Here is a 25,097-nt window from a genome sequence, read left to right as displayed (position 1 = left end):
GACACTAGAAGAAATTAGCCAAGAGCATTAACAAAACATTAGAAATAAAAAAAAACGCAGTAAAGCAAACCACTTCACTGCGTTATTCTATTTTAAAACTGACTTGGGGGGGTACTCGAAGAAATTATATTATTGCGAGATACTCTGATCCCTGCACAACACCTTTAGACTCGAGTCTTTTATCGATATAGGTTTGAATCTGCGATTTTTTCATCCCCCAATTAGGAGCTATCAGCAGATCGTAGTCGGCAAGGCCGAATAAACGCTGCACAACAATATCAGGGCGCAACAAAGGAATAAACTCAGCAAGAAAGTCAGTGTATTCTTCAATTGAAAACACTTTAAATGGATTGCGTTTATATTGCACTCCCATTATGGAACCTTCTACAATATGCAAATGGTGAAGTTTAACGAATTTAATCTGAGGAAAACGGTTGATCTCATCAGCATATTTCAACATCATTTCCTTACTTTCCCATGGAAAGCCAAAAATAGTGTGAACACATATATCAAGCCGCGAGTTCTCAACGAGATTAAGCGCCTGTACTAATTCTTCATGACTGCACCCCCGATTAATCTGATTGAGCGTATCATTATAGATAGACTCCATACCCATTTCAAGATCGACATGAAGGCCGCGATCTACGTAACTTTCGAGCAGGGCGACTTTTTCAGCATCAATACAGTCCGGGCGGGTTCCCACCGATAGCCCCACCACATTTTCTGGCGCTATACTCAAAGCTTCATTATACATCATTTTTAAAAAATGTGCTGGAGCATAGGTATTCGTGTTCGGCTGGAAGTAAATGATAAATTTCTCGGCTGCATATCCCTTAACCGCCCTTTCAATCCCCTTTTCGATCTGCTCTCGAATCACAGGTGTTTTCCGGGAAAGTTCTGGCGTAAACGAGTCGACGTTACAGTATGAGCATCCACCGTATCCCTTACTACCATCCCGGTTCGGACAAGTAAATCCTCCATCCACAATAATCTTAAACACACGCTTGCCGTCATATTTATTTTTCAAATATGCACCGTAATGATTGTAACTTCTTTGGCCGAAATCTACCGGAGTACCCATTATATAGCTTAGTTTTATAAACTGTATTTAGTTAAACCCTTAAATCCACTCAAAATACCGTTTTTTATATTTAACTTTTTACTTTTAAAACTTCTGCAAAGGTAACAATAAGGCTTGGTAAAATTTAACTGAATTAAATGCTGCGTATATATTATAAAAAAGACCGGAGACTAGCCAAGGAGACCGACCTTGACGAGCTCCGCGAAATTCCAATGGAAAGCATGATCTGGGTCGACCTTCAAAACCCAACAGCTAAAGAAAAAGCAACCATTGAAACGTACTTCGATATTAAATATTCATCCGAAGAACAGTCCCAGGAAATTGAAAGCTCCTCGCGTTTTAGTGAAATGGAAGATGAGCTGATCATTAATTCCAATTTCTTGTCAATACGTGAAAAAGGATTTGTGTACTGTCCGGTTTCCATTATAGTTGAAAAAGGAATTCTATTCACCTATCGGGATGACGATTTAAAAACCTTCGGTGAATCTGTGAAAAAGATAAAAGCCAGTCCGGCATCATACAGTAATGGGTTTCAGATCTTCCTTACCATCCTTGAAACTTCTATTGATCAGGACGCGGACCTTATTGAGAGCCTGGCAAAACGAATCGCCGAACTGAACCAACAGCTTACGCTGCGAAAAGTGAGTCCTGATGAGGAGATCCTGATTCAGATTTCATCGTTTCAGAATGAAACCATGTCGCTAAGAGAAAACATCATCGACAAACAACGCCTTATATCTGCCTTAATGAAAAGCAGTATTTTCCCAGAGGAATACATGGGTGTTTTGAGGATCATGATTAAGGACATTAGTTCTCTCCTGGAACATAACAAATTCTCTTTTGAACGTCTGGAATACCTCCAGGACACCTTTATGGGTTTTGTGAACATTGAACAAAATCGTATTATTAAAATTTTCACCGTTGCAACCGTCGCCTTTATGCCGCCTACGCTTATTGCTAGTATTTATGGTATGAATTACAAGGTAATGCCCGAACTGGACTGGGAATATGGTTATCTTTTTGCTATAACATTAATGTTCATTTCGTCAGCAGGAACACTTATATACTTTAAGAAGAAAAATTGGTTATAGCAATTTTAAACTAAGCAGCTTTATCCGTGTTCCTGAAAGAAAAGCAATATGATAAAGTGGCATATCGGGTGCTCAGGATTTTACTATAAACATTGGAAAGGTAGTTTTTATCCTGAAGGGTTGGCTCAAAGCAAATGGTTTGACTATTACTGTAAGCATTTTAATACTCTTGAATTAAATGTCACATTCTACCGGTTTCCCCGGATTTCTTTACTGCAGAGCTGGTACGGCAAGAGCCCGGCAGACTTTCGCTTCGCTGTAAAGGCGCCAAGGGCCATCACGCACTTCAAACAATTTATAGGTGTAACCGATATGCTTGCTGATTTTTATTCCACTGCAGCTGAAGGGCTACAGGAAAAACTAGGCTGCGTCCTTTTTCAGATGGGTCCGAGGTTTGTTTACAAACCAGAACGACTTGAGCGTATCCTTACCAACCTGGATAGCTCATTCCTTAATGTGGTTGAATTCAGGGATCCCAGTTGGTGGCAGGAAGACGTTTTTAAACAATTGCGCAGTAAAAACATCAGCTTTTGCGGAATGAGCCATCCCACCCTACCCAAAGATATCGTAATAAATGCCCCGCTTTTATATTACCGGTTGCATGGAGAAGGAGAATTGTACGCATCTGATTACAAAGAGGAGCAACTCCAGGCGCTCGTTGACGTTGTAAAGAATGAAAACCGGACCGAAGATGCCTACATCTTCTTTAATAATGATATCCATACCTATGCCGTATACAATGCCCTCTCATTACAGAAACTCACTTCTGGGCTAAATACTTAAGCCATTTCACTTAAACGACTCTTCGTTTTCTGAAAATCGCTTTCTTCAGATTACAATTTCAAAAACCTTAAACATCGCTTTTCATAACATGTTAGGTTTTAGACAGTTATTAACATTAAATCATCTACACTATGTTTTATCATGACAAAAGACTGCAGTACCAAGTACGCGTCGACAAACCAGATCCACAATTTGCAAGATTATTGCAACAAGCAATTGGCGGTATTGAAGGAGAAATCCGGGTGTGCCTTCAATACCTATTTCAGGCTTGGGGATGCCGCGGCCCCGTGAAATACCGCGACATGCTACTGGAAACAGGCACCGAAGAAATCTCGCATATTGAAATGCTTTCAACGGCTGTTGCCTTGAATCTCGAAGGAGCTTCGGGCAATATGGTAGAGAAAATGGTGAAAGAAAACCCTGTGGTCGGTGAGATCATGGGAGGAATGGACCCTCGCCATTATTTGTCAGCCGGCCTGGCAGCAATGGCCACAGATGCGAACGGAGTCCCCTTTAATGGCTCCTGGGTAGTTGCCAGCGGTAACCTTGCAGCCGACATGTATGCAAATGTCATGGCAGAATCTACAGGCCGGGTACTGGCTACCCGCTTATGGAAATCCACCAACGACCCTGGCATGAAAGACATGCTTTCCTTTTTAATTGCCAGAGATACCATGCACCAAAACCAATGGCTGGCTGTAATAGAGGAGTTAGGTGGTAAGGAAGCTGTTCATCCTATCCCGAATACCTTTCCCCAAACAGAAGAAAACACCAACGTCAACTATTCCTTTGTTTCTACCAACATTGGCACTGATCCTCTTACGTACGAAGGGGCACGCTGGACGACAGGAACATCTGTGGATGGTAAAGGTCAGTTTAGTGTGGTCACTGCTGAGCCTATGGGAGAAGAACCGAAACTAGCTCCACCGGCGCCCGAAGGGTTTGCACAAAAAGAGCAAATGGCAGATACTAACGGCATACTGGGCACCTTAAGTGACATGGTAAGTAAGTAAGTGTCTTATTATTATAAAAGAAGAGTTCTTTAGAGAACACTTCTTTTATAACAACAGAGACGTTCGGGGCCGAATGTCTTTATGTCTCTATTGAAATGTTATTTCTTCCAGGCATCCAAAACTGGCCCGTTTTCACCGAAAACAGGATCCGTGGATGGCAAAGGCACTTTTGCTATATTCTCCAGAACCTGAGGCCGCTCTTCTGCTTTTCCATAATTCATATCGTAGTCCGCCCCATCCGGATAAGCGCTGACGCACAAAAAGTCCTGGCTCGACTTTAGATTTTTATGAGCCACACCTGCGGGGATAACCACAATATCCCCCCTGTGAATTTCAACACAGGTTCCTTCCGGCCCGCCCAATTGAACATCAGCAGTTCCACAAAACACTCCAAGAACTTCATGTGTAGTGCTATGATAGTGGTGATAATCTAATATCCCATCCTTCCACGCATTGGTCCAGTTATTTTTCTTAAAAAGTTCAACGATACAGTCGGCATCGTCATCCGGATGCAAATGTAAGGCACCTTTTATTACAAGTGCAGGGAGATGCGGATTGTTGGGAAAACTTCCATCGTCTTCAAAAATATGAGTAGCAAGATGACCATGGAGTACATCTGATATATTATTCATAAGCTGTTGATAAGAATACAGAGAACTAACAAGTAAATGGCCATTCGGATTTTACGAATTGTATTTTTAAGCTACTTTATTTCTTTTGATAAGATAAGAATGCAGGATCTGATAAAAACCAGCGTTTATATCAGCATCGATCAGATCAATGGAGTATTGCGCGCATTTTAGCTTTAACTCTTTTCTGAATGCATTCACAGAGGCCGTATATTGTTCCTTAACCTGCGAAGGATGCACTTTCAACTCCTCTCCGCTTTCCATATCCACAAACTGATACGGTCGATTTTCAAAGTCAAATTCCAGCTCATGTTTAAAATCGAGCACATTAAATATTATGATCTCATGCTTATTATATTTCAGGTGCTGCAAAGCGGCGAAAATATCAGAAAGCTTCTTTTCGTCAGCACCCGGATCTAGCATGTCACTAAAAATAATCACTAAAGAACGCTTATGAACAAGTTCTGCAATTTCATGCAGGGCCGAGGCAACTGACGTAGCTTTACCTTTGCTTTCACGGCTCAATAAAATTTCGAGTTCATTAAAAAGGAATTTTTGATGGACCGCTGTCGATTTACAAGGCGTTGAAAGTTCCAGTTTATCAGAAAAAAGGCTTAGTCCAAAGGCATCCCTTTGTTTTTTAAACAGATACATTAAAGAAGCGGCAGAGTAGATGGAGAATAGCAACTTATTATTTTCCTTATGGGGATAATACATAGAAGAGGACACATCCAATACTAACTGACACCTCAGGTTTGTTTCTTCTTCGAAGCGCTTTACGAACATCTTTTCTGTGCGTCCATAAAGCTTCCAGTCAATATTCTTAATAGAATCGCCGCTGTTGTACAAGCGGTGTTCGGCAAACTCCACCGAAAAGCCGTGAAACGGACTTTTATGCAATCCCGTTATAAAACCTTCCACAACCTGCCTGGCCAGCAGCTCAAGGTTGCCAAAGTCCTGTAAGTCCTTGTATGTATTTAAATCGGGTTGCATAAGGGCAATTTACAATTTTAAAGATAGCGGTTTACTATTTACCGGCTTTCTATAAACAAAAAATCCATCCGCATTTCTACGGATGGATCGCAATATAAAATATTAATTGTTTATGCTATTTGTTTGCTAAGCTTATCTGCCAAAACAGATTTAGGCACAGCTCCAATTTGCTTATCAACAATTTCTCCGTTTTTGAAAAATAACAAAGCAGGGATATTGCGGATACCAAATTTCATTGATACACCAGGATTGTGGTCAACATTTACTTTACCAACAATCGCTTTGCCTTCATATTCTTTTGAAAGTTCTTCGACTACTGGACCAACCATACGGCAAGGGCCGCACCATTCTGCCCAAAAATCTATAAGAACTGGTTTATCTGATTTCAGCACCACTTCGTCAAAGTTTGCATCTGTAATTTCTAAAGCCATAATTTTAATGTTATTGAATTCAAATGTACTAATACAATTATCTTACCACAAAATTCACAAGACAATCTGACAGGGCTATGATTAATCAGAAAAGGAAGTAAATACTGAAACCAAGATCATTAATGGCGCCAGTGCTTGATATATTCAAATTAGTCTGAGTTGATTTCAATCCCAAATTATTATATGTTGATTTAGAATAGCTAAAGTCTGCCGATAAAAGCTGCACCTCAAACGCAAACCTTTTTGATAAAAAGAAAGCAGCACCTCCGTATGCCCCAATCCCATAGAAATTACTTTCCATTGAAATCTCACTTGAGTTCTCACTTTCAGATTTATCTTTTGAATACATATACCTACCTCTACCCCCAGCAAATGCATAAAACTTCTTAAACAGTGGATAGTATTTCTGATAATGCAAGGCACCTCCGTATCCTTCACTTTTCGTTTCCAATCCGGAATATTCGGAGCTTCCATCCGAGTGAAACGCAGTCACGCCTATACGCGCATTCTCATTAATAAAATGTCCGTATGTCAGAGAATATCTTGTGGATTTTTGTTCGCTATTGATCATGCTGCTTGATTCGTTCTCATTTTTTGTAGTTTGAGAAGAAACTCCAAATCCAATAACGTTGGTCCCTGTTGTTTGTGATTGGGCAGTCCAGGTACAGGCGGTCAGCAATAGCGCCGCAATTAGGTAAGTTTTCATAAATTTTTTCTTTCTAGATTAGAAACTAAGTGTGTTTAATGGAAGCATTTTAACAATTACTTCAACCAGCCCAAGTAAAAAGAAAAAAATTATGATATTTTAACAACTATTTAACTGTTACTATCCGAGTCAACTCAATTCAGCTTATAATGAAAGTTATGCTCTTTTAACTTCTCAAGAAACTCATTACTTGGAAAGATCTTAAAGCTTTTTGAAGGCATCTCAATAGCTATAGTCTCTTCCTTTTCCCTGTCAAAAACAGTAAACTTTAGCTGACAATTCCGGTTAGGATTTTGTTCAGCGTTCGATCTGAACAATTCATCCAGCTCGTCAATCATTTTTGATGAGACCTCCTGCAAAGGCAATTGAATGGTCAGACTTTTTGACATCTTGTCCCGCAGATCAGACAACAGGGTTATTGAAGTAATCTTAAACTCCCAGTTATCTTTTTGTCTGAACCGCTCAGAAACAGTACCACGGATCTGAAGGAAGTATCCATCAGTAAAAAACTGTTTAAGTTTAACATAATCCTCTCCGAAAAGAACGAGTTCAAAAGCCTCGTTATAATCTTCGAACATCATCGCACCAAAAGGTTTACCCATTTTAGTGGTCCGATGCTGTACATTGGAAGCCAATCCACCTATCACCAACTCCCTGTTTTTTATCTTATTAAACTCTTCTGCATCTGCTTCAGCCATCTCTCCGCTTTTTGCTTTATTTATTAATGAGAGATGGCGCACCTGATGTGTACAGAAATGATCCATTTCAAACTTATAGTTATCCAGCGGATGTCCGGTCAGATAAATCCCAATCATATCCTTTTCATATTTCAACCTTTCGATCAGTCCCCATTCCGGACAATCGGATAGCTGTGGTTCAGAAATATCAGCATCAGACGTCCCACCGAAGAGCGAAGCCTGGGAGGTATTCAGACTATTCTGATAATCACTATTATATTTTATCAGGCGCTCAATTCCATTGTACTGAGAACCTTCCGGGCGGAAAAAGAACTGAGCCCGGTGAAAGCCAAAACAATCAAAAGCTCCGCTGTATACCAGGTTCTCATACACTTTTTTATTCACTGTCCGGGAGTTCACCCGTTTGGCGAAATCGGTAATGTCAGCATAAGGACCATTGATCCGGCGTTCATCGATAATGCTCTCCACCGCCTTTTCACCCACTCCTTTAATTCCCGACATTCCGAAACGTATCTCACCTTTCTTGTTGACGCCAAAACTCAATTGCGACTCATTAATATCCGGACCGAGTACTGCCAGGTCCATTTTACGACACTCTTCCATAAAAAGAGAAATCTTCTCAATATTTCCTTGGTTATTCAATACCGCAGCCATGTATTCAGAAGGATAATGAGCCTTCAGATACGCGGTTTGATAGGCAACTAATGCATAACAAGTGGAATGCGATTTATTGAAGGCATAGGATGCAAAAGCTTCCCAGTCGGTCCATACCTTCTCAAGTACTTTGCCGTCATGCCCCTTAAGTTTCGCGTTTTCAATAAACTGAGGTTTCAGCTTATCCAGGGTTTTACGATCCTTCTTACCCATCGCTTTACGCAAAACGTCGGCATCACCCTTGGTAAAGTTCGCCAGTTTCTGCGAAAGAAGCATCACCTGCTCCTGGTATACGGTGATCCCGAAAGTATCCGCCAGATATTCTTCCATATCCGCCAGATCGTAATTCACTACTTCGCGCCCGTGTTTACGGGCAATAAAGGTTGGAATGTACTCTATTGGCCCGGGACGATACAGGGCGTTCATCGCAATCAAGTCTTCAAACTTATCCGGCTTTAGCTCCCGGAGATACATCTGCATTCCGTCACTTTCAAACTGGAAGGTACCGTTAGTATCACCCCGCTGATAAAGCTCAAAAGTTTTTTCGTCCGTAAGCGGGATATAGTCTATGTCGATTTCAACACCATGGTTCTGTTTAATTAAACGCAGGGCATCCTTTATAATGGTAAGGGTTTTAAGCCCCAGGAAGTCCATTTTGATTACACCAGCATCTTCGATCACACGACCATCGAACTGCGTAACCAGCAAGTCTGAATCCTTGGCCGTAGCCACCGGGATAATATTGGTAAGGTCCTCTGGCGCAATGATGATACCAGCAGCATGTATACCGGTATTTCGTACCGAGCCCTCTAGCTTTTCAGCTTCCTGCAGCACCTTTGCCCGGACGTCATTACCTTTTAGTATCTCTTTTAATTCGGGGACCTGATCAAAGGCATCTTTTAGGGTAATTCCCAATGTTTCGGGAACTAGCTTTTTCAGGGCACTTACTTCGGCCAGAGGAACATCAAGCACCCTGGCAACATCCTGAATACTGGTTCGCGCAGCCATAGAACCATAAGTAATGATCTGCGCAACCTGGTTTTTTCCATACTTATCTACCACATAGTCGATCACCTTTTGCCGACCCTCGTCGTCAAAGTCGGTATCAATATCGGGCATTGACTTTCTGTCGGGATTCAGGAAACGCTCAAACAGGAGATTATATTTAATCGGGTCAATGTTAGTGATCCCGATACAGTAAGCCACTGCAGAACCCGCAGCAGAACCCCGGCCTGGTCCAACGAATACTCCCAGATCCCTGCCGGCCATAATGAAGTCGGATACAATAAGGAAGTACCCGGCGAAACCCATGATCTTAATGGTGTTCAATTCGAAATCAAGGCGTTCCTGGATGTCGGGAGTGATTTCTTTATAGCGCTCCCTGGCGCCAGTCATGGTAAGGTGACGCAGGTACTCCCACTGGTTTAAAACGTCGTCTGCATGGAGCCTGAACTCAGGAGGAATAGGAAAGTTAGGGAGCATGATATCCCTCTTCAACTTTAGGTGCTCTACCTTATCAACGATCTCGTTAGTGTTGTCGAGAGCTTCAGGCAGATCATGAAAGAGTTGAGCCATTTCTGCCTGCGTTTTGAAATAGAACTGATCGTTCGGGAATCCAAAGCGATAACCCTTCCCTCCCTCTTCATCCGTAGCGATAGGAGTACTTTGCATATCCCCTGTATTTACGCAGAGTAAAATGTCGTGGGCGTTTGCATCCTGCTGATCCACATAATGCGAATCATTAGAACAAATAATTTTAACGTTATATTTTTTAGCGAACTTAAGGAGAACATTATTTATCACCGCCTGCTCGGGGATTTCATGCCGCTGAAGCTCGATATAATAATCCTCACCGAATATATCCAGCCACCATTTGAATTCGATTTCCGCTTCTTCTTCGCCTTTTTTAAGAATTGCCTGCGGAACGGAAGCACCGATGCAGCAGGTAGTTGCAATTAAGCCTTCATGATGTTTAAGGATCAGCTCCTTGTCGATTCGCGGCCACTTACTGTAGAGCCCCTCCATAAATCCATAGGAGCATAACTTCACCAGATTTTGATACCCCTTAGGATTTTTAGCCAGGAAGAGCTGATGGCAGCGAATATCTTTGTTCTCTTTTGTGAATTGTTTTTTGTGCCGGTCTTCCACTACATAGAACTCGCATCCTACAATTGGCTTAACATTGTGTTTTGCTGCCTCGGCCACAAACTTAAACACCCCGAACATGTTTCCATGATCGGTAATAGCAAGGGCCTTCATCCCATCCGCCGCTGCTTTCTTGTAAAGTTTTGATATATCGGCTGCTCCGTCGAGCAACGAAAACTGTGTATGTACGTGTAAATGAGAAAATTCCGGCATCGCTGATCGTTCAAAAAGACAATTCCGAATTTAAGGAAATATTGTGATTTGGAAGGGATGAATTTTAAACAGTTGTATTAGTAACCACAGAGTACACGGAGGAGGCACAGAGGTTCATAGACGAGAATTCTCTGTGCCCTCTGTGGTTATAACCCTTCTTTTAGGAAATCCCTATACCACTTTCCAGAATCCTTCACTATCCTCTTCTGGGTTTCAAAATCCACGTGAATTAAGCCGAATCGTGGATGATAACCTTCAGCCCATTCAAAGTTGTCTGTTAAGGTCCATACAAAATAGCCGGCCACTTTACATCCATCGTTTTTAGCACGAAGTACCTGGCTAATATGATCTTGTAGATACTGCACCCTCATATTGTCATGCACCTCATTATTTTCCACCTGGTCTGAAAATGCAGCACCATTCTCAGTAATGATGATCTTTTTAATTTGCGGATAGGCGTCAAATTTCCTGATAATATTATATATCGCTTCAGGGTAGACCTCCCAGCCCATGGTAGTCAGCGGTACTTTTCTCTTTTCAGCCTTTACCAAACTAGCGCCGATGTAAGGAGTAAAAAAAGATGATTTTACGATCTCGCGGGTATAATTTTGAAGCCCTATGAAGTCAAAGTCGAATACCATACTTTCCTCATCCCCCGGCTTCATATATTTTTCAAGTTTTCTTAAAACCGGAAGATCTGCAGCTGGATATCCTAAACCCAGTACCGGCTCTATAAACATCCTGTTAAGTAAGGCATCTGCTCTTTTTGCTGCAGCCTGGTCTTTTAATGATGGTGAATACGGTTCTACATGAGAGCATGAAAAGGTAGTACCAATCTCCGCTTGGGGAAGCATTTCTCTTAATACCCTGCCTCCTTCTGCCATACAAAGTGTAGCATGATGTATAGCCGGAAGAAAATTGCCCATACCTCTTCTTCCGGGTGCATGGATTCCTAAAAAATAACCAGCACCGGTAAAGACCGCCGGCTCATTCATCACCATCCAATGTTTTACCCGGTCGCCGAAATGTTTTGCACAAAGTTCAGTAAAGTCAGAGAACCAGCCTACAATGTCGCGGTTGGTCCAGCCCCCTTTTTGCTCAAGTGCATAAGGTAAATCCCAGTGATAGAGCGTTAGCCAGGGGTTTATTTGATTTTCAAGGCAAAAATCGATTACCCGGCTATAATAATCAAGGCCTGATCGGTTGACAGGGCCTTGTCCTGAAGGCATGAGACGCGACCAGCTGACAGAAAATCTAAAGTCAGGAATATGGAGCTGTTTGATCAGCTCTATGTCGCCTTTAAAACAATTGTAAAAATTGCAGGCCACCTGGCCGTGATGGCGACTTTTAATTTTCCCTCTTCGGGAAGTGAAAACATCCCAAATTGAAAGGCCTTTACCTTCCACATCAAAAGCACCCTCAATCTGATAAGCGGCGGTAGATACGCCCCAGCGAAATTCCGCACCAAATTGCGCTTTGAGTAGACCTGCTCTATCTGTTTCTTCCATTAAGGCATTAATATATTCAGCCAATATCGGCAAAGAAATAAATTAATGACGAAAAGATGAACGCATGGCTTTCAGAAACAGCCATTCTTTGAAAGATGTCAATATTTGAAAGAGACCGAATTTCATACCGTTGATTATTAAATGTTGATGCAATATCACTATTTAATGTTCCCCCTGGATGTATTGGACATTATGAAATCGTTAAGTATGAGGGAGATCGTGAGAGTAAAGCCTGACTTTATTGCTAAAGCTCAAGATAATTAGTGCCTGTATTACCCGCAAACTAACCAAAGCGAGCGGGTAAACAGGACTTAATATTATTTGCTTACTTCAAAACTGGAGGTAGCCCCCTGCCATGAAGCACTGTATGCTTTACCGTTATGATCTCCTGAGACTTTTTCGAAGTTGCTTACTTCCAGAACATACCTCCCGGGCCATATAGGGTTGAAGCTTATATTGCCATTTTCATCTGTAGTATACTCTTTGCTCCATCCTTCAGGAGAAAAAACCGACACATGTTTTTTAGCCAGAGGTTTGCCATTAAGCAAGGCTTTTATTTGTACCGGCGCGTTCGTTTTATAGATCTTAGCTTCATTTGCAGAAACTTTAAGTGAATTGGTAACAGGACTAAGATCTATTGCATTCGCTTTTCCAACAGCAACCGAAGCCACTGATAAAAACTCATACTTAGTAGTGCCTCCCAGTTCCTTTGCAACATGACTCACAGTAAGGTGATATAAACCATCCTTTTCAGGTGTAAATGTGGCCGAGTAAAAATTCTCGCCCGGAACTGTGGTTAACTTTATCTTCTCTTTTCCTGGGGTCGTAAGCCAAAGAGTAAAGTCTTTTACATCCGAATACCATTTGCCAGTCTCCTCACGCTCATTGGTAGCATACTCGCCATAAAATACTTTTACTTCCTGTGCTTGCCCTACTTTCCCGGTCGACTTCGCTTCAATCCAAAGCGCATGCGCCATAAGCTGGCTTGCACTTAAAAAAAACAATGCAGTAAGCACTGCTAACCTTAATTTATTCATCTTGATCATTTTGATTTGCAATGTTGTAATTTATTCGCCCTTAGGCGACTGCACATGAACGGTATTTAGTACTAGCTCAGGTTTCGCAATAGTGCCTGTACGCGCAGGAATTTTAACAGGAACGATTGGGCCAGTCGCCTCCATGTGCCCCGACTTATCTCCGCTTTTAACTCTTTTATTTTTTCCGAACTTCCGGCCCCACCAGATAAGGAAACCTGTAACCGGCAATGACGCTCCAATTAAGGTTACTAAGAAAGCCAGCACCTTGCCGGGGAAGCCTAAAATGCTGCCAACATGAATATCATAATTCATTTTCCGAAGCTTGGCACCGAAGGGTGCCTCCTCGAAAGAGGCTTCATACACGTCCCCGCTCTTGAGCTCCTTTAAAGTATGTTGATCGAACTTATAACTCTTACTGTTATAAAACTGCCCTTTACTTGGGTATATCGACACGAATATAATTGATTTGGGCTTTGACGTGTCCGGAAAAGAATAGTAGAATCCCTGTGCCTCCGGATGTTTACTGATCACTTTTTCAAATGCCAGATCCATCGCCTGTTCGGGCTTGTACAAGGTATTTATCATCAGAGAGTCCGACTCGAGCCTCCCACGTTCTATAAGTGATTGTCCACCAGAAGTTACCCAATATAATCCCTTACTGTACCATTCAATTCCCCACACCATCCCGGTTAAAGCAATGGCTAACAGGAACAGCAGTGAATAAAAACCAAGGACATTGTGGAGATCAAGATTTACCCTCTTAAAGGAAGCGCCCCATTTAATTTTGAAACTCTTTTGACGCGTGGTTTTGTTCCATCTTTTGGGCCACCACCAGATGAGACCGGTTATCAGAAGAATAACGAAAACCAGTGTTGCATAATTTACAATTGGGCGGCCTATCTCGTAAGGCAGCCATAAGGCACGATGACCATTTAGTATAAACCTAAAGAAGTCAACCTCACCTTTTTTACTTTCTGTTTTATTTACCAGTTCTCCGGTGTAAGGATTAAGCTGTAAAGTTACGCCATCTTTTCTCCTGTCGCCTAAACCAACATAAGCTGTTCTCCCCTGCTGATAAGTAACATAAGCTACACTTAGATTAGGAAAATGCTTACGGGCAGCATCCTGTAATTGAGAAGGAGTCATTACCGGCCTGTTTTGACTTTCAATACTGGTTTCAGGATGTAACATGGCTGTAATCTCCTCATTAAATACCCAAATGCAGCCAGTTAAACATACCACGAAGACAATTATCCCTGAAATAAGTCCCAGCCATAAATGCAGCCAGTTATTGATTTTTTTGAAAGTCATACCTTCGTTATTTAGACTGGTTAAAAACAGTGCGAAGATAAAGACTCAAAACAGATTTCCAAAGATTATTTAGAATTAATCCGAATAACGGTAAAGCATCAGAGAATAACCAGATTTAAAACCAGGAAAAAGAAAAACTGCGCAATAAATAAAACGGACGCAACAGAATTTCTTTTATTAAAGTCGAGCTTATTAAAAAGCAATAACATCAGGAAAGAAAAAACAAGCCAGGCAACATAGTTTTGAATGGGTATTACCTCCCCCGACCAGGACCAGTAATCGTGAAGAACTGCCACCGGTTCTATTAATAAATCGAGGATCACGACAAGCAGCGCAGCCAGCCCGGCACGGACTAAAGGTTTCTTCAAGGGCAAAGTGTTTACGAAGCAACCAACAGTAAATAAGATTAAGATCCAGTTAACTCCGATCAGAAGGGGAACTTCCGCCAGCTTAAAGCCCAGGGTAGTTTCATATTGGTAAGAACCGAAAATGTATCCGGTATGCACCCCCAGTAATTCTATTCCATAACCGAAGATGTAAGTTAAAACCATAAATTTCCAGAAGTCCGAATTCTTGCCGGTTTGACTTACCAGGAGGATAACGAACATAATTAGCAGATGAAAAGGAACCAGATCTCGCCAGAGTTTTGACAATGATGGAATCGCAAAGCCAGCCAAACCTATGATATGGAACAAGATAACCAGAATGCTAAGAGGTTTGACTTTAGTGCTGTTCATCGCGTAAAATTAACCATTCTCTTAACTTTCGGAAACTTTGATGTGTAAGACCTCTTGTAAAGCGAGCCTGAAGAGCCGGGCAATTAACTGCAACAACAAAGCAGGCTACTATTGTAACCTGCTATATCAACGCATCAACGATAATCTTAATATTCTGCCTGGCTAAAAAATCTTACAAGACAGATTGCCTAATTCAGCTTCCTGTCTTGTTTTTTTAATTATTACCTGCGAATTATTCTCTTAACTCCATGGGCATAAAATCGAATGTCCGAAACGGGTGCTCCCCAGGAATAATACCGGAAATTACATAGTTGAATTTTTCTGATATCTCCACCAATCAACTCAGGCAGACCATTGTTAAACGGAGCGCCTGCATAGAAGCTGTTCCATCTCATAAGAGGAGTATGTCCTCCGGCTTTACTTTCTCCTTTCCTATAAATTGTAAACACACTAAAAGGCTTTCTTCTGATTTCACCGGCAGGAGAAATATTATAAAACATTGCAGGATAATCAAGAGGTACCCAAGCAGACTGATTATCTTCATCCTGGGAGAAACGCGAATTCAGAGTTGTTACAAATTCCTCAGTCGAAATCACTTCCTTGTAGCGACTGTTAACGACTCCAGGGTTTAAATACTGAACATACCAATAGGAATGATAAATATCGACCTCCGATGCTGGTAACGCTGCGGGGTCGGTCATCGCACTAAAAAAAGACATATAGATCTTTGTACTATCACTAAAATCCTGCGACATATTCTCCTTAAGCACCTGAAGCCGGTATTTAGTATGATCTTCCATATCGATGCTTGCAGACTGCAGGGTGTAATACTGACCAGCGTCCAGGTTTAACACCGTATCGAGTACAACAGCGGCCTTTTTATACCGGTACGGCCTTTGCGATTCGTCGTATTGAAGAAAAGTGATGCGATGCTTTCCAGGTTCTATTTGCATCCAGGCGCTTAGATCGGCCTCTTTTATAACCGGCCCTACGGGCTTGAAGGTCTTGTTTCCCGGAAACTCGGTTGTTGATGTTCCTGAATAACGGTAATAACCGGCTTGAAAATTGCTTCGTGGCCATAGAACCTCTGCGAAACTTCCACCGAAGGGATGCTGATCCTGAACTGAGAAATCTGCATCGATAATAAAATAGAGTTTTGGGTTGCCGGTCGGGATACCTGTAGCCCCCATCGGCCCTTCGCCGGGACCAAAATTCGTTTGGCCTTGAAATGCCCGTATATATGCAGCATTAGGGAGAGGTTTTAGATCATCCTTCTTACAGGAAGCAAAAAGTAATACTGCAACTATCTGGCTAAGTAAATATAAATTCTGTTTCATCGTAGTTCGTTTTAATGGTATAATCATCATCACTTATTTGAATGAGGGATAACAATAATCCTTGCTTTATCCTCTGGTAACGTGGAGTTCGTTCTGCCCACCAGAAACACAGAATAAATATCCGGATCAGCTTTGTCAGGCCCCATGTGCGTATAGTTGAAGGGATATTCCAACTCCACTCCATTAACCTTCGTACCCGGCAGAGGTGCATTTATTGACGTATTGAGAAAAACGGAGAGCCTGACGGGGAAATAATCACTCCAAGGCTCGAAGTCGAAGCTTGAATACTCCACGAACCAATCATCAATCTGTTTCTGTTCCTTAAGTGTTTTGCCCTGCTGCAGGTAAGTACTCTTAGTATCCGACGGTTCCCACTGGGTATTCGTGATCGCTTCATCGTTGTTCTTCCTGAAGGTGATCATCGGAGCATCTGAAAAATTAAAATACTGAGTTTTAACTCCAGCGAGTTCTGAACCTGGTTTAAGGACATTCTGAATAACCTTTAAGGCAGGCTTTCGATCTTTTTCATAGAGCACTAAGCTTAAATTATCACCGGGCTTAAGTTGAACTTTTTCTTCAACGATAGTGACACCGCCTGCTTTAACTGAAATCGAATGTTCTCCGGCTACTAATGTTGCATATCGAGAATAGCTGCCAAAAGTAACAAGTCCGGTTTGAGTTGTACCTAAAACCATTTCCGCTCCTGAAGAAGAGGGCAAGGCATTAAGAAACAGAACCTTGCCATACTGATCCTGTGGAAATATTTTATCTTCGATAATATCGAACATGTGGTAACCTTGCGTATAACTAGATACCGAAATACATACCACGGTATAATTTCCACCAGGTTTGAAGTATACTGGAGTCGTTGCTGCTCTGCCCCCTGCAATTTCGGGTAAAAAACTGCTTAATACCTGCGACCTGATATTTCCGTCATTATCTGTTACAGACAAACGGTAAGTACCATAAGGAAGTTCAATATAATCAGACCGTGAGCCCAGAGCCACGTCCTTTATTAGTTCACGCCCATCGCTCAGTTTCAAAGTACAAAATTGCGCAGGGGCCGCTGTCACCGGAAATGTAGAGCCATAATCAAGATTCAAAAGTCTGATCTTAAATTTACCCGGAGCCGGCATTTCATTCTGTTTTTGAAATTCTTTCAGGTCATAGGATGCTGAACGAGAGTTATTGTGTGTAACACGCCCGCCTGAGGCGTAATAGTAGATATCTTTTTCTCCCTTAGACACGAGATGATTGACTACAGGAACACCGGTTTGAAAAATGCGAAGGCGCAACGTATCGTTAATGAATGCAGCACCGGGAATATTAACAGGGTTACCGGGTTTGACCGACAGCTGATTTGAAGAGGCTATTCCAGTGCTTTCATTCCACATCCCGATCTGGAAGTCAGTGTGCAGCCTGGGTTTTCCCGTAAGCGGATCTTCTTCGTAATTGACACGGTGAATGCCCTCGTTCTCGCCTTTTGCTACATTATACAGGGTTACGCCGGACTTTTCAATATCTCGCACTTCAAAAAGATCTTTTGACTTTTTACAGGAAAGAAGGGAAGCGACCGCGATGAATATTATCAGTAAAAAAAATCTTTTCATAAATTAAAAATTATAGTTCAGGCCAAGCATAAATTCAGCTCCCCTGCGGTATTTCCTCCTCACATATTCTTCGTTGTAGGTACCATACCTGCCACCCCTCCCGGGCTTGGCATACACCCGTTTGAAATCAGGATCCAGGATATTCTTAGCAAAGCCCGTTAATTGCAGTCCTTTAAAAATCTTTTGCTTAATTACAGCATCTAATACGCCCGCTGGCTGCTCATATACATCCGGGCCCCCGTTTAGCTGTACTTCCACCAGGCGTTCTCCTATCTGATTAAATTGAAGGTTGAATACGGAACCCAACTTTTTATTGTCATAAGACACACTGGTATTGATCACATATGGAGGCTGCTCAAATACAGGACTTTTGTCAGGAGCATAACGATCTATCAACCTGGCTGAGTTCAGACGGTCCTTATTTAGTTTTACAGAACTGTTCGCCAGCATTAACGACGCGTTGATACTGAAATTTCGCATTCCTCTCCCTAACAGACCCAGGTTTTTCTGAACCTCAAATTCAAATCCCATAACCCTGCCGGTTTCGGTATTGTTCTGATAAGATATCGAGGGAGTGAATGCCGGGCCATTGGCCGCTACGCCGGCAGGTCCGCTGAAAACTTTTTCCAGTTGGTTCTCAATCTTTTTGTAAAATACCGATATAGACAATACATCTGAAAGGGAGGGAAACCATTCCCATCTGAAATCGAGATTCTGAGCAGAGGAGTTTATAAGCTCACGATTTCCTTTAACAAAAGCATTTTCGAAAGCATCAAATTGAGTGGTTGGCACAAACTCCCGGATCTCGGGCCGCTGTAAGGTTCTGGAATAAGCCGCCCGGAAATTCATCTTTGCGTTATGACGATAAATAAAAGTTCCAGACCAGAACGGTTTGAAACCGGTGTTGTACAAACTTCCAGAAAGGGAATCCTTCTGTAATTTACTGAAATTGGTTTGATCAATACCAATACCCACCGTATCCACATCGCCACGCATCAGCGTTTGTTCAAATCGTACCCCTCCTACCAGCTGAAACTTATCCAAATATCTCAGATCTATCATTTGATACATGGCATCCACTTTCTGCGAACCGGTGTAATTGTTTCTTGTGGGTTTTATATTGTACAGATGCGCAGTTTCTAGTGATGTACCTTCAGCTCCCTGAGCACCTTCCCTGATCCCGATATTGCCAGGAGATACCAATGCATTTAAATCACCATTCAGATACATTAGCTGACCTGCATCTGGCAACCCTAATACCTGTTCATTATAGTTTCTCGAGCGCTTTAAAAAGAAATAACCGAATTTGAGATTGATCTGTAAATCGTTGTTAACTTTGAATTCGCGCGAGAGATCAGCAAAATAATTCCTGTTCTTTTCCTTCATGTTCCTGAAATACCGGCCGCTAAGTTCATCACCATCCGGAAAACTGTATTCAGGATAAGTTGTCCTGTTCACTTCATAAATCTGATTAGTATCAATTACTAGATTAACACTTCTGAAGTCGGGGTCATTTTGGAGAGCATTGGATCCACTGGCATTCCAGTTGAACCTCCAGGCAGATGCTCCCTTCCCTAATTTATGTTCTCCTTTAAGCTGAAGGGTGTGGAAATCACGTTCCGTAGTTCTTAGATTGTAAATTTGGTTACCTATACTGAACTTCTTCTCCGATATAAGGTTAGACGAAGGATATCCACCGATCATATTCATTCCCGTTGCTTCGGCCCCCTTGGTTCCGACATAGTGGGCGCTAACTTCGTGCTGTTCAGAAATTTTATATGCTAGAGCTGCGAGACCGCCATACGTTACCTGCTGTGTCCCGCTATGTTCCTTGTAACTTTGATACGGCAGTAGTTTTATATTGTTCGGTGTTATAAAATCAGGTATTTCAGTACTGGTGTTATACCCTCCTGTTGCAGCACCGCCATAGAAAGAATAGGTATTAAATTCACCTCCCTGATTGGCATCTGTACGGCTGAAATAATTAGCTCCTAGTATTACACCTAGCTTTCTATCAAGTACTGTATAGTTGTTTCCTATCGTGAAAGAATAAAGCTGGTTTGCCTCTGCCTTTTTCAAAGAGGTAGTGAGCACCGGGTCAAAATCTTCCATCAGACGATTAATTCTCAGGGCCTCCTGAAAATCGCCCGGACTATTGGCGCTGTTCTTAAAAGCCGATTGAATTCCACCTTCCACGTTCATATACTGATAGCGCAGATCTTTAAACTCGCCGGGAAGATTCCTCTTACCTGCGAGTTGACCAAAGCTTCCCAGGTCACTACCTTCAAATGAGGTGTAACTTCCACCGGCGCCTATTCTGTTATTAAGACCGCTTGAAGCAATAATATTTATGGTTAATCGCTCAGGAATCGACTTAGTCTTTAACTCAACCACCCCAGCTGTGGCATCAGCCGGTTTGTCTGGAGTAAGGGTCTTTATCACCGAGATATTATCCAGGAGCGTTGCTGGTATCAGGTCCAGAGGAACAGCACTTCTATCCGCATTAGCCGTGGAAAGTCGCGCGCCGTTCAATTGAGCAACAATATTCCGGTCGCTCAAACCCCGGATCGCTACGTATTTTCCATCCGATACCGAAACCCCGACAACTCTTTGCAAAGCTTCCGAGGTATTTATACTGCCGGCTTTTGCAATACCTTCTGAACTTATGCCATCCTGAACAGCTGTCGACTTTCTCCTGTCGGATAAAAGGGCAACATCTGATGCACTTGAGCGACGTCCGTGAATCACAACTTCCTTCAATCCCTGATTAGACTCTTTAAGTTGTACAATAATCTGTTGCTCACCTGAATAGGTTAAAACCCGCGTCTCAAAGCCAAGAAACTGGAACACCAGCTTATCACCGAGCTCTGCAGGAATAGAAAAAAGTCCGTTAATATCCGTAACGGTGGACCGTAATTTACCCTCTGACTTTATCGAAACACCTGGAAGCGAACTTCCTTTAAGATCGGTTACTTTGCCTTTAAGCACTTTCGGGGGCTGTACCGGTATTTTTTCTTCAATCACCACATAATCTCTTACCAGTTTATAGTCAAGATTGGTTCTATCCAGGATCAGTCGTAAAACACCCCCTACAGTAATCCCCTTCTGATCGATACTAACTTTTTTCTTCTCCTTAGACACTAACTGATTCAGGAAAGAGATCTGTACGCCACTTTGTCGTTCAAGTGCCAAAAATGACTGAGCGATACTGGCATCCCGGATCACAAAATCTATTTTAATCTTATCGATATTTTGTTCATTGAAGGAATTTGCATACAGCAAAGACGAGCATTTAAAAAATAAAAACAGGACAAGCACCAGCTTGCTCCTAATAAAACGAATACTATTGTACTGATCTAGTACTTTTTGCATATTTTTGATATTGTAACGGGACTATAATTTGAAACTGTTATATCTGAAGTTTCCTTCAGGTCAAAAGCTGGCTTAACCCGAGGCTGTCAATCCGTTGGTTAAGCAAGGCATCTCCGTCCGCTTCTATGCGGACGGTTTATTTGTATTTTTTCTTAACTCATTTTCCTCCTTCTTTTTGAATCAAAACTGTTTTATTGCCGCTTATTGAATAATTAATATTTGCAGTACTCGCTATAATTTCCATAACATGGCCTAGTGGCTGCATGGCATTTACTGACAACGTGAACCTGTACTTCTCCAGCTCAGCATCATTTACGAGAATTTTTACACCATACCAGTACTGCAGTTGTTCGGCGATAGATTTAAGTGGTGTATTATTGAAAAAGATTTTACCCTCTTTCCAGGCAACTAGTTCATATGGCGCAACAGTGTCTCCGATGCTTACCCGGCTTAATTGATTAAACGAAATTCTGCTACCAGGCAGCAGCTCTGCAAGAGGAGTGGTTTTAGTGCCATCTGTTACACTTACACGCACCTTCCCTGTTGCAACAGACACAATTACATCACGTTCCCTGGAATCAACCTTAAACGATGTTCCCAAAACCCTTGTTCGTACCCTGCCAGTGTGTACCGTGAACGGCCGCTTAACATCTTTTCTAACTTCAAAAAATGCCTCGCCTTCCAGGCTCAGCTCCCTTTTGCTCTCGTTGAATTCTTCCGGAAAGGAAAGGCAGCTTGCGGGACCAAGATAGACTACGGAGCTGTCCGGAAGCAGGATCTTTGATCGCTGTCCTGCAGGATTATATTTTTCAATTAATTTAACTGACTTTGTTTCAGAGTATCTATTTACTTTGCTCTGCCAGAACAAGGTAAAGCAGGCAAGCACAACACACGCAGCAGCTGCATAAGATATAAAGGAGTAAAGGTTTTTACTTTTGAAACGCTCGTTGAGACGCTTCTGATAAAAAAAGCGGGATTTCCAGCGTATCAATGTTTCATCGGCTGTTTCTGAGTCAGAGAAGCCTGCCCAATCTTCATCCAGTAATCTTTCAAGCTCCGCTTTACCTGATCGTCGCTTTAGCAACTGCCGGACTACCTTAAGTTCTGCTGAACTACATTGCTGATTTATATATTTTTTAAGTATTTTCCTTCTATTGTTTTCTGTCATAATCTGGCTGGTCTTCGTACCAGCATTCATCATGACGAAAAAAGAAAGGGAAGCCCCCAATAACTTCTCGTTTTTTTTTACTTAAGCAGGAAAAGGAAGAAACTGGCAATGCCGATCTTTTTGAGATGTTGTCTTAAAAAGTTCAGTGCAGCAGTCATATGATTTTCCACAGTCTTAGGAGAAATGTCTAGACGTTCAGCCACTTCAGAAACAGACAAGTGCTCATGCCTGCGCAACTCAAATACCCGTCGGCGCTGCTCACTTAATTGACCGATCCCCTGCAGGTAGGCATCCCTGGTCTCCTTAAGTTGTGTATATGCATCAGTACTGTCGCAGGCGCTCAACGAACTAATCGCTTCTTCAATAGGCTCCGTCAGCAAAACCTTTTTCCGATAGTGATCTGCGATTTTATTTTTCACGCTTCGGTACAGAAAAGCATCTATATTATCAATGGTAATAAGCTTTTCTCTTTTTTCCCAAAAGGAAAGGATTACATCCATTAATAGGTCCTCTGCGAGATGATCGTCGCGAAGATGTTTCCGCGCAAAAAGAAACAATTTATGAAAGTACTTCCTAAAAAGAAGATCGAAAGCTTTACTCTCGTCCTCTTTCAGATACTTTAAAATCAACTCTCCTGAACTATCTTTTACTGACATACCAATTCTCAGCCAAACTATAATATTAGCTTTGCTAATACATTAAGTTAAGGTTAAAATTTAGCGTACTAGTTCAATTGGCCTCTGTTGGGTACATTGATGTTCTAAACTGGAATTCTTCACCTTATATCAACGTTCTATTAACATGCAAGACCTTCCTTTGCAGAAGGATTTCACGAAATATCACACATTGAAACAGAATTTGAGCGATCTGGTCGGGCAGAAAGATTACAGAAAAGTTTATCGTTATCTGTGGGATGAATACTTTAGCACTCTCTCCGGTTTCGCTGAATCTTACATAAAGTCTAAGGAGACTGCCGAAGAAATTGTCTCAGATGTCCTTTTCCAGGTTTGGAGCAAAAAGGAAGACCTCGAGACAATACAGCATCTAAAAGTATATCTTTTTACTGCGGTTAGACATAAGTGCTTCCGGCATCTTTCGAAGCAAAAGAAACAAGAGGAAGTTTTATTATATACTGATGAACCGGCTGAAAATTTATCACAGGATACCGCTGCTGATCCGGAAACACAACTGCTCTCGGCTGAACTCAAAAAGATCATAGCATCTGTCGTTGACAACCTGCCTCCCAGGTGCAAACTGATCTACCAGTTAATACGCGAACAGGGACACAGAAATAAAGATGTGGCTGTCAGGTTAAAAATTTCAGTTAATACGATTGATGCACAACTTGCTATCGCAATAAAAAAGATAAGTTCTGCAATAGCTTTATATGGCCTCGAAAAATAATTTCACAGAACTTAGTATATTGTCGGCCCAAACGACTCTATTAATAAAAGTGCGTTTCAGCAGCATGTCTGATATTGCCTGAAACAACCCTAAACCTTTAAATGGCTGACGATAACAGAATCTGGCTTCTGATAAGTAAAAAGCTATCAGGTACTTTAACCTCTCCTGAGGGGGATGAGCTGGATTCTCTGTTTAAAAGCCATCCGGATGCCTGGTATACATTCGAGGTGCTTTCTGCTATTGGTCCTGGAGAGCAGGTTCCTGAACATTTGCTCGAAGAGATCCGGGCGATGCTTAATACTGTACCTACAGATGCTGATACCGTAACTGAGAATACCTATGAGCTTCCGGATCAGAAAAAGAAACAGCGATTTAATTATAAACTGCCGGTTTTTGCAGCCTTAATCGCCCTCGTTATGGCTGGAGGACTTTACTTCCTGCTAAAGGGCAGTCGTGGAATCACATCCCTTAACAAGATCTACGCAGGAAAAGGCAAAAGTACAGAAGTGACCTTGCCGGATGGATCACGCGTTAAATTAAACTCAGGATCTTACCTGACATATCCTTCCGATTTTTCTTCTTCGAATACCCGTGAAGTAAATTTGGAGGGCGAAGCCTTTTTCATTGTGGACCATGATGAGGAACGTCCTTTTATCATTCACACCAGGGACCTGGATATAAAAGACCTTGGAACTACTTTTAATGTCCGATCGTATCCCGCTGAGAACATCACTGAAACAGCATTGATAGAAGGTGCCGTAGAAGTTGTAATCAAAGGCAACCCGGCAACAAAAAGAATCTCCCTGAAGCCGGCTGAAAAGCTTATTTATTATCATGAGGCCAAAGCCGGACAGAAAAAATTTGAAGTAATGGACATGGATCCCGGTAGCGGCACGAACGACTTTTCCGAAATTGCCTGGATATCAGACAAACTGATTTTCAAAGCTGAAAGACTGGAAGATCTGGCTGGTAAACTGGAGCGACGATATGACGTGGCGATATCCATACATGATGAAAGCTTAAAAAACAGCCGTATAACCGGCGCTTTTGCTCAGGAGACACTGACAGAAGCTATGGATGAACTAAAGCAAATGATCCCTTTCAACTACTGGATATCCGGAAACAGAGTGTTGATTACGCCTAAATAGACTTTTTCTACATAAGCTGGAATTGATC

Annotated in this window: 20 protein-coding genes; 5 read left to right on the top strand and 15 right to left on the bottom strand. The window is 41.9% G+C overall.

Going from position 1 to position 25,097, the window contains the following annotated elements; all coding sequences use genetic code 11:
* Positions 1 to 124: 124 nt before the first annotated feature.
* Positions 125 to 1,081, bottom strand: coding sequence for a tRNA modification radical SAM protein MnmL/YtqA (mnmL, locus tag J3P37_RS01785; RefSeq protein ID WP_256009275.1), 957 nt, complete (start codon positions 1,079 to 1,081; stop codon positions 125 to 127).
* A gap of 137 nt (positions 1,082 to 1,218) precedes the next feature.
* Between mnmL and corA the strand changes: the two genes are divergently transcribed.
* The 3 genes from corA (at position 1,219) to J3P37_RS01770 (ending at position 3,968) form a co-directional block, all read left to right on the top strand.
* A complete protein-coding gene (corA, locus tag J3P37_RS01780; RefSeq protein WP_256009274.1) occupies positions 1,219 to 2,172 on the top strand; it encodes a magnesium/cobalt transporter CorA in 954 nt (317 codons plus the stop codon).
* A 48-nt stretch (positions 2,173 to 2,220) separates the two neighbouring features.
* Positions 2,221 to 2,955 carry a DUF72 domain-containing protein gene (locus tag J3P37_RS01775; protein WP_256009273.1) on the top strand — a complete coding sequence of 245 codons (735 nt, stop codon included), beginning with the start codon at positions 2,221 to 2,223 and terminating at the stop codon, positions 2,953 to 2,955.
* A gap of 131 nt (positions 2,956 to 3,086) precedes the next feature.
* A complete protein-coding gene (locus tag J3P37_RS01770) occupies positions 3,087 to 3,968 on the top strand; it encodes a manganese catalase family protein (RefSeq protein ID WP_256009272.1) in 882 nt (293 codons plus the stop codon).
* Between the two features lie 98 nt (positions 3,969 to 4,066).
* On the opposite strand, the gene J3P37_RS01765 is transcribed toward J3P37_RS01770, so the two are convergent.
* The 14 genes from J3P37_RS01765 to J3P37_RS01700 all read right to left on the bottom strand — a co-directional run bounded on the left by J3P37_RS01765 (position 4,067) and on the right by J3P37_RS01700 (position 23,173).
* A complete protein-coding gene (locus J3P37_RS01765; protein WP_256009271.1) occupies positions 4,067 to 4,600 on the bottom strand; it encodes a hypothetical protein in 534 nt (177 codons plus the stop codon).
* Positions 4,601 to 4,666: 66 nt separating this feature from the next.
* Positions 4,667 to 5,590 carry a DUF58 domain-containing protein gene (locus J3P37_RS01760; protein WP_256009270.1) on the bottom strand — a complete coding sequence of 308 codons (924 nt, stop codon included), beginning with the start codon at positions 5,588 to 5,590 and terminating at the stop codon, positions 4,667 to 4,669.
* 110 nt (positions 5,591 to 5,700) lie between these two features.
* Positions 5,701 to 6,021: a thioredoxin gene (gene trxA, locus J3P37_RS01755; RefSeq protein ID WP_256009269.1), complete on the bottom strand. Its 321-nt coding sequence runs from the start codon at positions 6,019 to 6,021 to the stop codon at positions 5,701 to 5,703.
* An 85-nt stretch (positions 6,022 to 6,106) separates the two neighbouring features.
* Positions 6,107 to 6,727, bottom strand: a complete 621-nt coding sequence (locus J3P37_RS01750) for a hypothetical protein (RefSeq protein ID WP_256009268.1) — start codon at positions 6,725 to 6,727, stop codon at positions 6,107 to 6,109.
* A gap of 134 nt (positions 6,728 to 6,861) precedes the next feature.
* Positions 6,862 to 10,437: a DNA polymerase III subunit alpha gene (gene dnaE, locus J3P37_RS01745; protein ID WP_256009267.1), complete on the bottom strand. Its 3,576-nt coding sequence runs from the start codon at positions 10,435 to 10,437 to the stop codon at positions 6,862 to 6,864.
* Positions 10,438 to 10,583: 146 nt separating this feature from the next.
* Complete coding sequence (locus J3P37_RS01740; RefSeq protein ID WP_256009266.1) at positions 10,584 to 11,945, bottom strand: GH1 family beta-glucosidase; 1,362 nt, start codon at positions 11,943 to 11,945, stop codon at positions 10,584 to 10,586.
* Positions 11,946 to 12,262: 317 nt separating this feature from the next.
* Entirely contained in the window at positions 12,263 to 12,982 is a 720-nt protein-coding gene (locus J3P37_RS01735) for a DUF4198 domain-containing protein (protein ID WP_256009265.1), read from the bottom strand.
* A gap of 30 nt (positions 12,983 to 13,012) precedes the next feature.
* Entirely contained in the window at positions 13,013 to 14,293 is a 1,281-nt protein-coding gene (locus tag J3P37_RS01730; protein ID WP_256009264.1) for a PepSY-associated TM helix domain-containing protein, read from the bottom strand.
* A gap of 98 nt (positions 14,294 to 14,391) precedes the next feature.
* The gene (locus J3P37_RS01725) at positions 14,392 to 15,030 is read right to left on the bottom strand and encodes a carotenoid biosynthesis protein (RefSeq protein ID WP_256009263.1); all 639 of its coding nucleotides are present in this window, start codon (positions 15,028 to 15,030) and stop codon (positions 14,392 to 14,394) included.
* 221 nt (positions 15,031 to 15,251) lie between these two features.
* Positions 15,252 to 16,367, bottom strand: coding sequence for a hypothetical protein (locus tag J3P37_RS01720; RefSeq protein ID WP_256009261.1), 1,116 nt, complete (start codon positions 16,365 to 16,367; stop codon positions 15,252 to 15,254).
* Positions 16,368 to 16,396: 29 nt separating this feature from the next.
* Complete coding sequence (locus J3P37_RS01715; RefSeq protein WP_256009260.1) at positions 16,397 to 17,977, bottom strand: DUF4397 domain-containing protein; 1,581 nt, start codon at positions 17,975 to 17,977, stop codon at positions 16,397 to 16,399.
* A 3-nt stretch (positions 17,978 to 17,980) separates the two neighbouring features.
* Entirely contained in the window at positions 17,981 to 21,349 is a 3,369-nt protein-coding gene (locus tag J3P37_RS01710) for a carboxypeptidase-like regulatory domain-containing protein (RefSeq protein ID WP_256009259.1), read from the bottom strand.
* 157 nt (positions 21,350 to 21,506) lie between these two features.
* Positions 21,507 to 22,517 (bottom strand): FecR family protein, encoded by a 1,011-nt coding sequence (locus J3P37_RS01705; protein WP_256009258.1) that lies wholly within the window; start codon positions 22,515 to 22,517, stop codon positions 21,507 to 21,509.
* 77 nt (positions 22,518 to 22,594) lie between these two features.
* Positions 22,595 to 23,173, bottom strand: a complete 579-nt coding sequence (locus J3P37_RS01700) for an RNA polymerase sigma-70 factor (protein ID WP_256009257.1) — start codon at positions 23,171 to 23,173, stop codon at positions 22,595 to 22,597.
* Positions 23,174 to 23,318: 145 nt separating this feature from the next.
* On the opposite strand from J3P37_RS01700, the gene J3P37_RS01695 reads away from it, so the two are divergent.
* Both J3P37_RS01695 and J3P37_RS01690 read left to right on the top strand, forming a co-directional pair.
* Positions 23,319 to 23,921, top strand: coding sequence for an RNA polymerase sigma-70 factor (locus J3P37_RS01695; RefSeq protein ID WP_256009256.1), 603 nt, complete (start codon positions 23,319 to 23,321; stop codon positions 23,919 to 23,921).
* Between the two features lie 101 nt (positions 23,922 to 24,022).
* Positions 24,023 to 25,069 carry a FecR family protein gene (locus J3P37_RS01690; protein WP_256009255.1) on the top strand — a complete coding sequence of 349 codons (1,047 nt, stop codon included), beginning with the start codon at positions 24,023 to 24,025 and terminating at the stop codon, positions 25,067 to 25,069.
* The last annotated feature ends 28 nt before the right edge of the window (positions 25,070 to 25,097 follow it).

Origin of the sequence: Desertivirga xinjiangensis (assembly GCF_024436435.1) — a bacterium.
Lineage (GTDB): Bacteria > Bacteroidota > Bacteroidia > Sphingobacteriales > Sphingobacteriaceae > Desertivirga > Desertivirga xinjiangensis.
This window is presented reverse-complemented; position numbering and strand designations above follow the sequence as displayed.

What these genes read in the sequence shown, in the direction of transcription:
- trxA (WP_256009269.1), bottom strand. Translation starts at nt 6,021, where the DNA reads ATGGCTTTAGAAATTACAGATGCAAACTTTGACGAAGTGGTGCTGAAA.
- J3P37_RS01710 (WP_256009259.1), bottom strand. Translation starts at nt 21,349, where the DNA reads ATGCAAAAAGTACTAGATCAGTACAATAGTATTCGTTTTATTAGGAGC.
- J3P37_RS01775 (WP_256009273.1), top strand. Translation starts at nt 2,221, where the DNA reads ATGATAAAGTGGCATATCGGGTGCTCAGGATTTTACTATAAACATTGG.
- J3P37_RS01720 (WP_256009261.1), bottom strand. Translation starts at nt 16,367, where the DNA reads ATGAAACAGAATTTATATTTACTTAGCCAGATAGTTGCAGTATTACTT.
- J3P37_RS01770 (WP_256009272.1), top strand. Translation starts at nt 3,087, where the DNA reads ATGTTTTATCATGACAAAAGACTGCAGTACCAAGTACGCGTCGACAAA.
- J3P37_RS01695 (WP_256009256.1), top strand. Translation starts at nt 23,319, where the DNA reads ATGCAAGACCTTCCTTTGCAGAAGGATTTCACGAAATATCACACATTG.
- J3P37_RS01730 (WP_256009264.1), bottom strand. Translation starts at nt 14,293, where the DNA reads ATGACTTTCAAAAAAATCAATAACTGGCTGCATTTATGGCTGGGACTT.
- J3P37_RS01705 (WP_256009258.1), bottom strand. Translation starts at nt 22,517, where the DNA reads ATGACAGAAAACAATAGAAGGAAAATACTTAAAAAATATATAAATCAG.
- corA (WP_256009274.1), top strand. Translation starts at nt 1,219, where the DNA reads ATGCTGCGTATATATTATAAAAAAGACCGGAGACTAGCCAAGGAGACC.
- J3P37_RS01760 (WP_256009270.1), bottom strand. Translation starts at nt 5,590, where the DNA reads ATGCAACCCGATTTAAATACATACAAGGACTTACAGGACTTTGGCAAC.
- J3P37_RS01735 (WP_256009265.1), bottom strand. Translation starts at nt 12,982, where the DNA reads ATGAATAAATTAAGGTTAGCAGTGCTTACTGCATTGTTTTTTTTAAGT.
- J3P37_RS01700 (WP_256009257.1), bottom strand. Translation starts at nt 23,173, where the DNA reads ATGTCAGTAAAAGATAGTTCAGGAGAGTTGATTTTAAAGTATCTGAAA.
- J3P37_RS01715 (WP_256009260.1), bottom strand. Translation starts at nt 17,977, where the DNA reads ATGAAAAGATTTTTTTTACTGATAATATTCATCGCGGTCGCTTCCCTT.
- J3P37_RS01740 (WP_256009266.1), bottom strand. Translation starts at nt 11,945, where the DNA reads ATGGAAGAAACAGATAGAGCAGGTCTACTCAAAGCGCAATTTGGTGCG.
- dnaE (WP_256009267.1), bottom strand. Translation starts at nt 10,437, where the DNA reads ATGCCGGAATTTTCTCATTTACACGTACATACACAGTTTTCGTTGCTC.
- mnmL (WP_256009275.1), bottom strand. Translation starts at nt 1,081, where the DNA reads ATGGGTACTCCGGTAGATTTCGGCCAAAGAAGTTACAATCATTACGGT.
- J3P37_RS01750 (WP_256009268.1), bottom strand. Translation starts at nt 6,727, where the DNA reads ATGAAAACTTACCTAATTGCGGCGCTATTGCTGACCGCCTGTACCTGG.
- J3P37_RS01690 (WP_256009255.1), top strand. Translation starts at nt 24,023, where the DNA reads ATGGCTGACGATAACAGAATCTGGCTTCTGATAAGTAAAAAGCTATCA.
- J3P37_RS01765 (WP_256009271.1), bottom strand. Translation starts at nt 4,600, where the DNA reads ATGAATAATATATCAGATGTACTCCATGGTCATCTTGCTACTCATATT.
- J3P37_RS01725 (WP_256009263.1), bottom strand. Translation starts at nt 15,030, where the DNA reads ATGAACAGCACTAAAGTCAAACCTCTTAGCATTCTGGTTATCTTGTTC.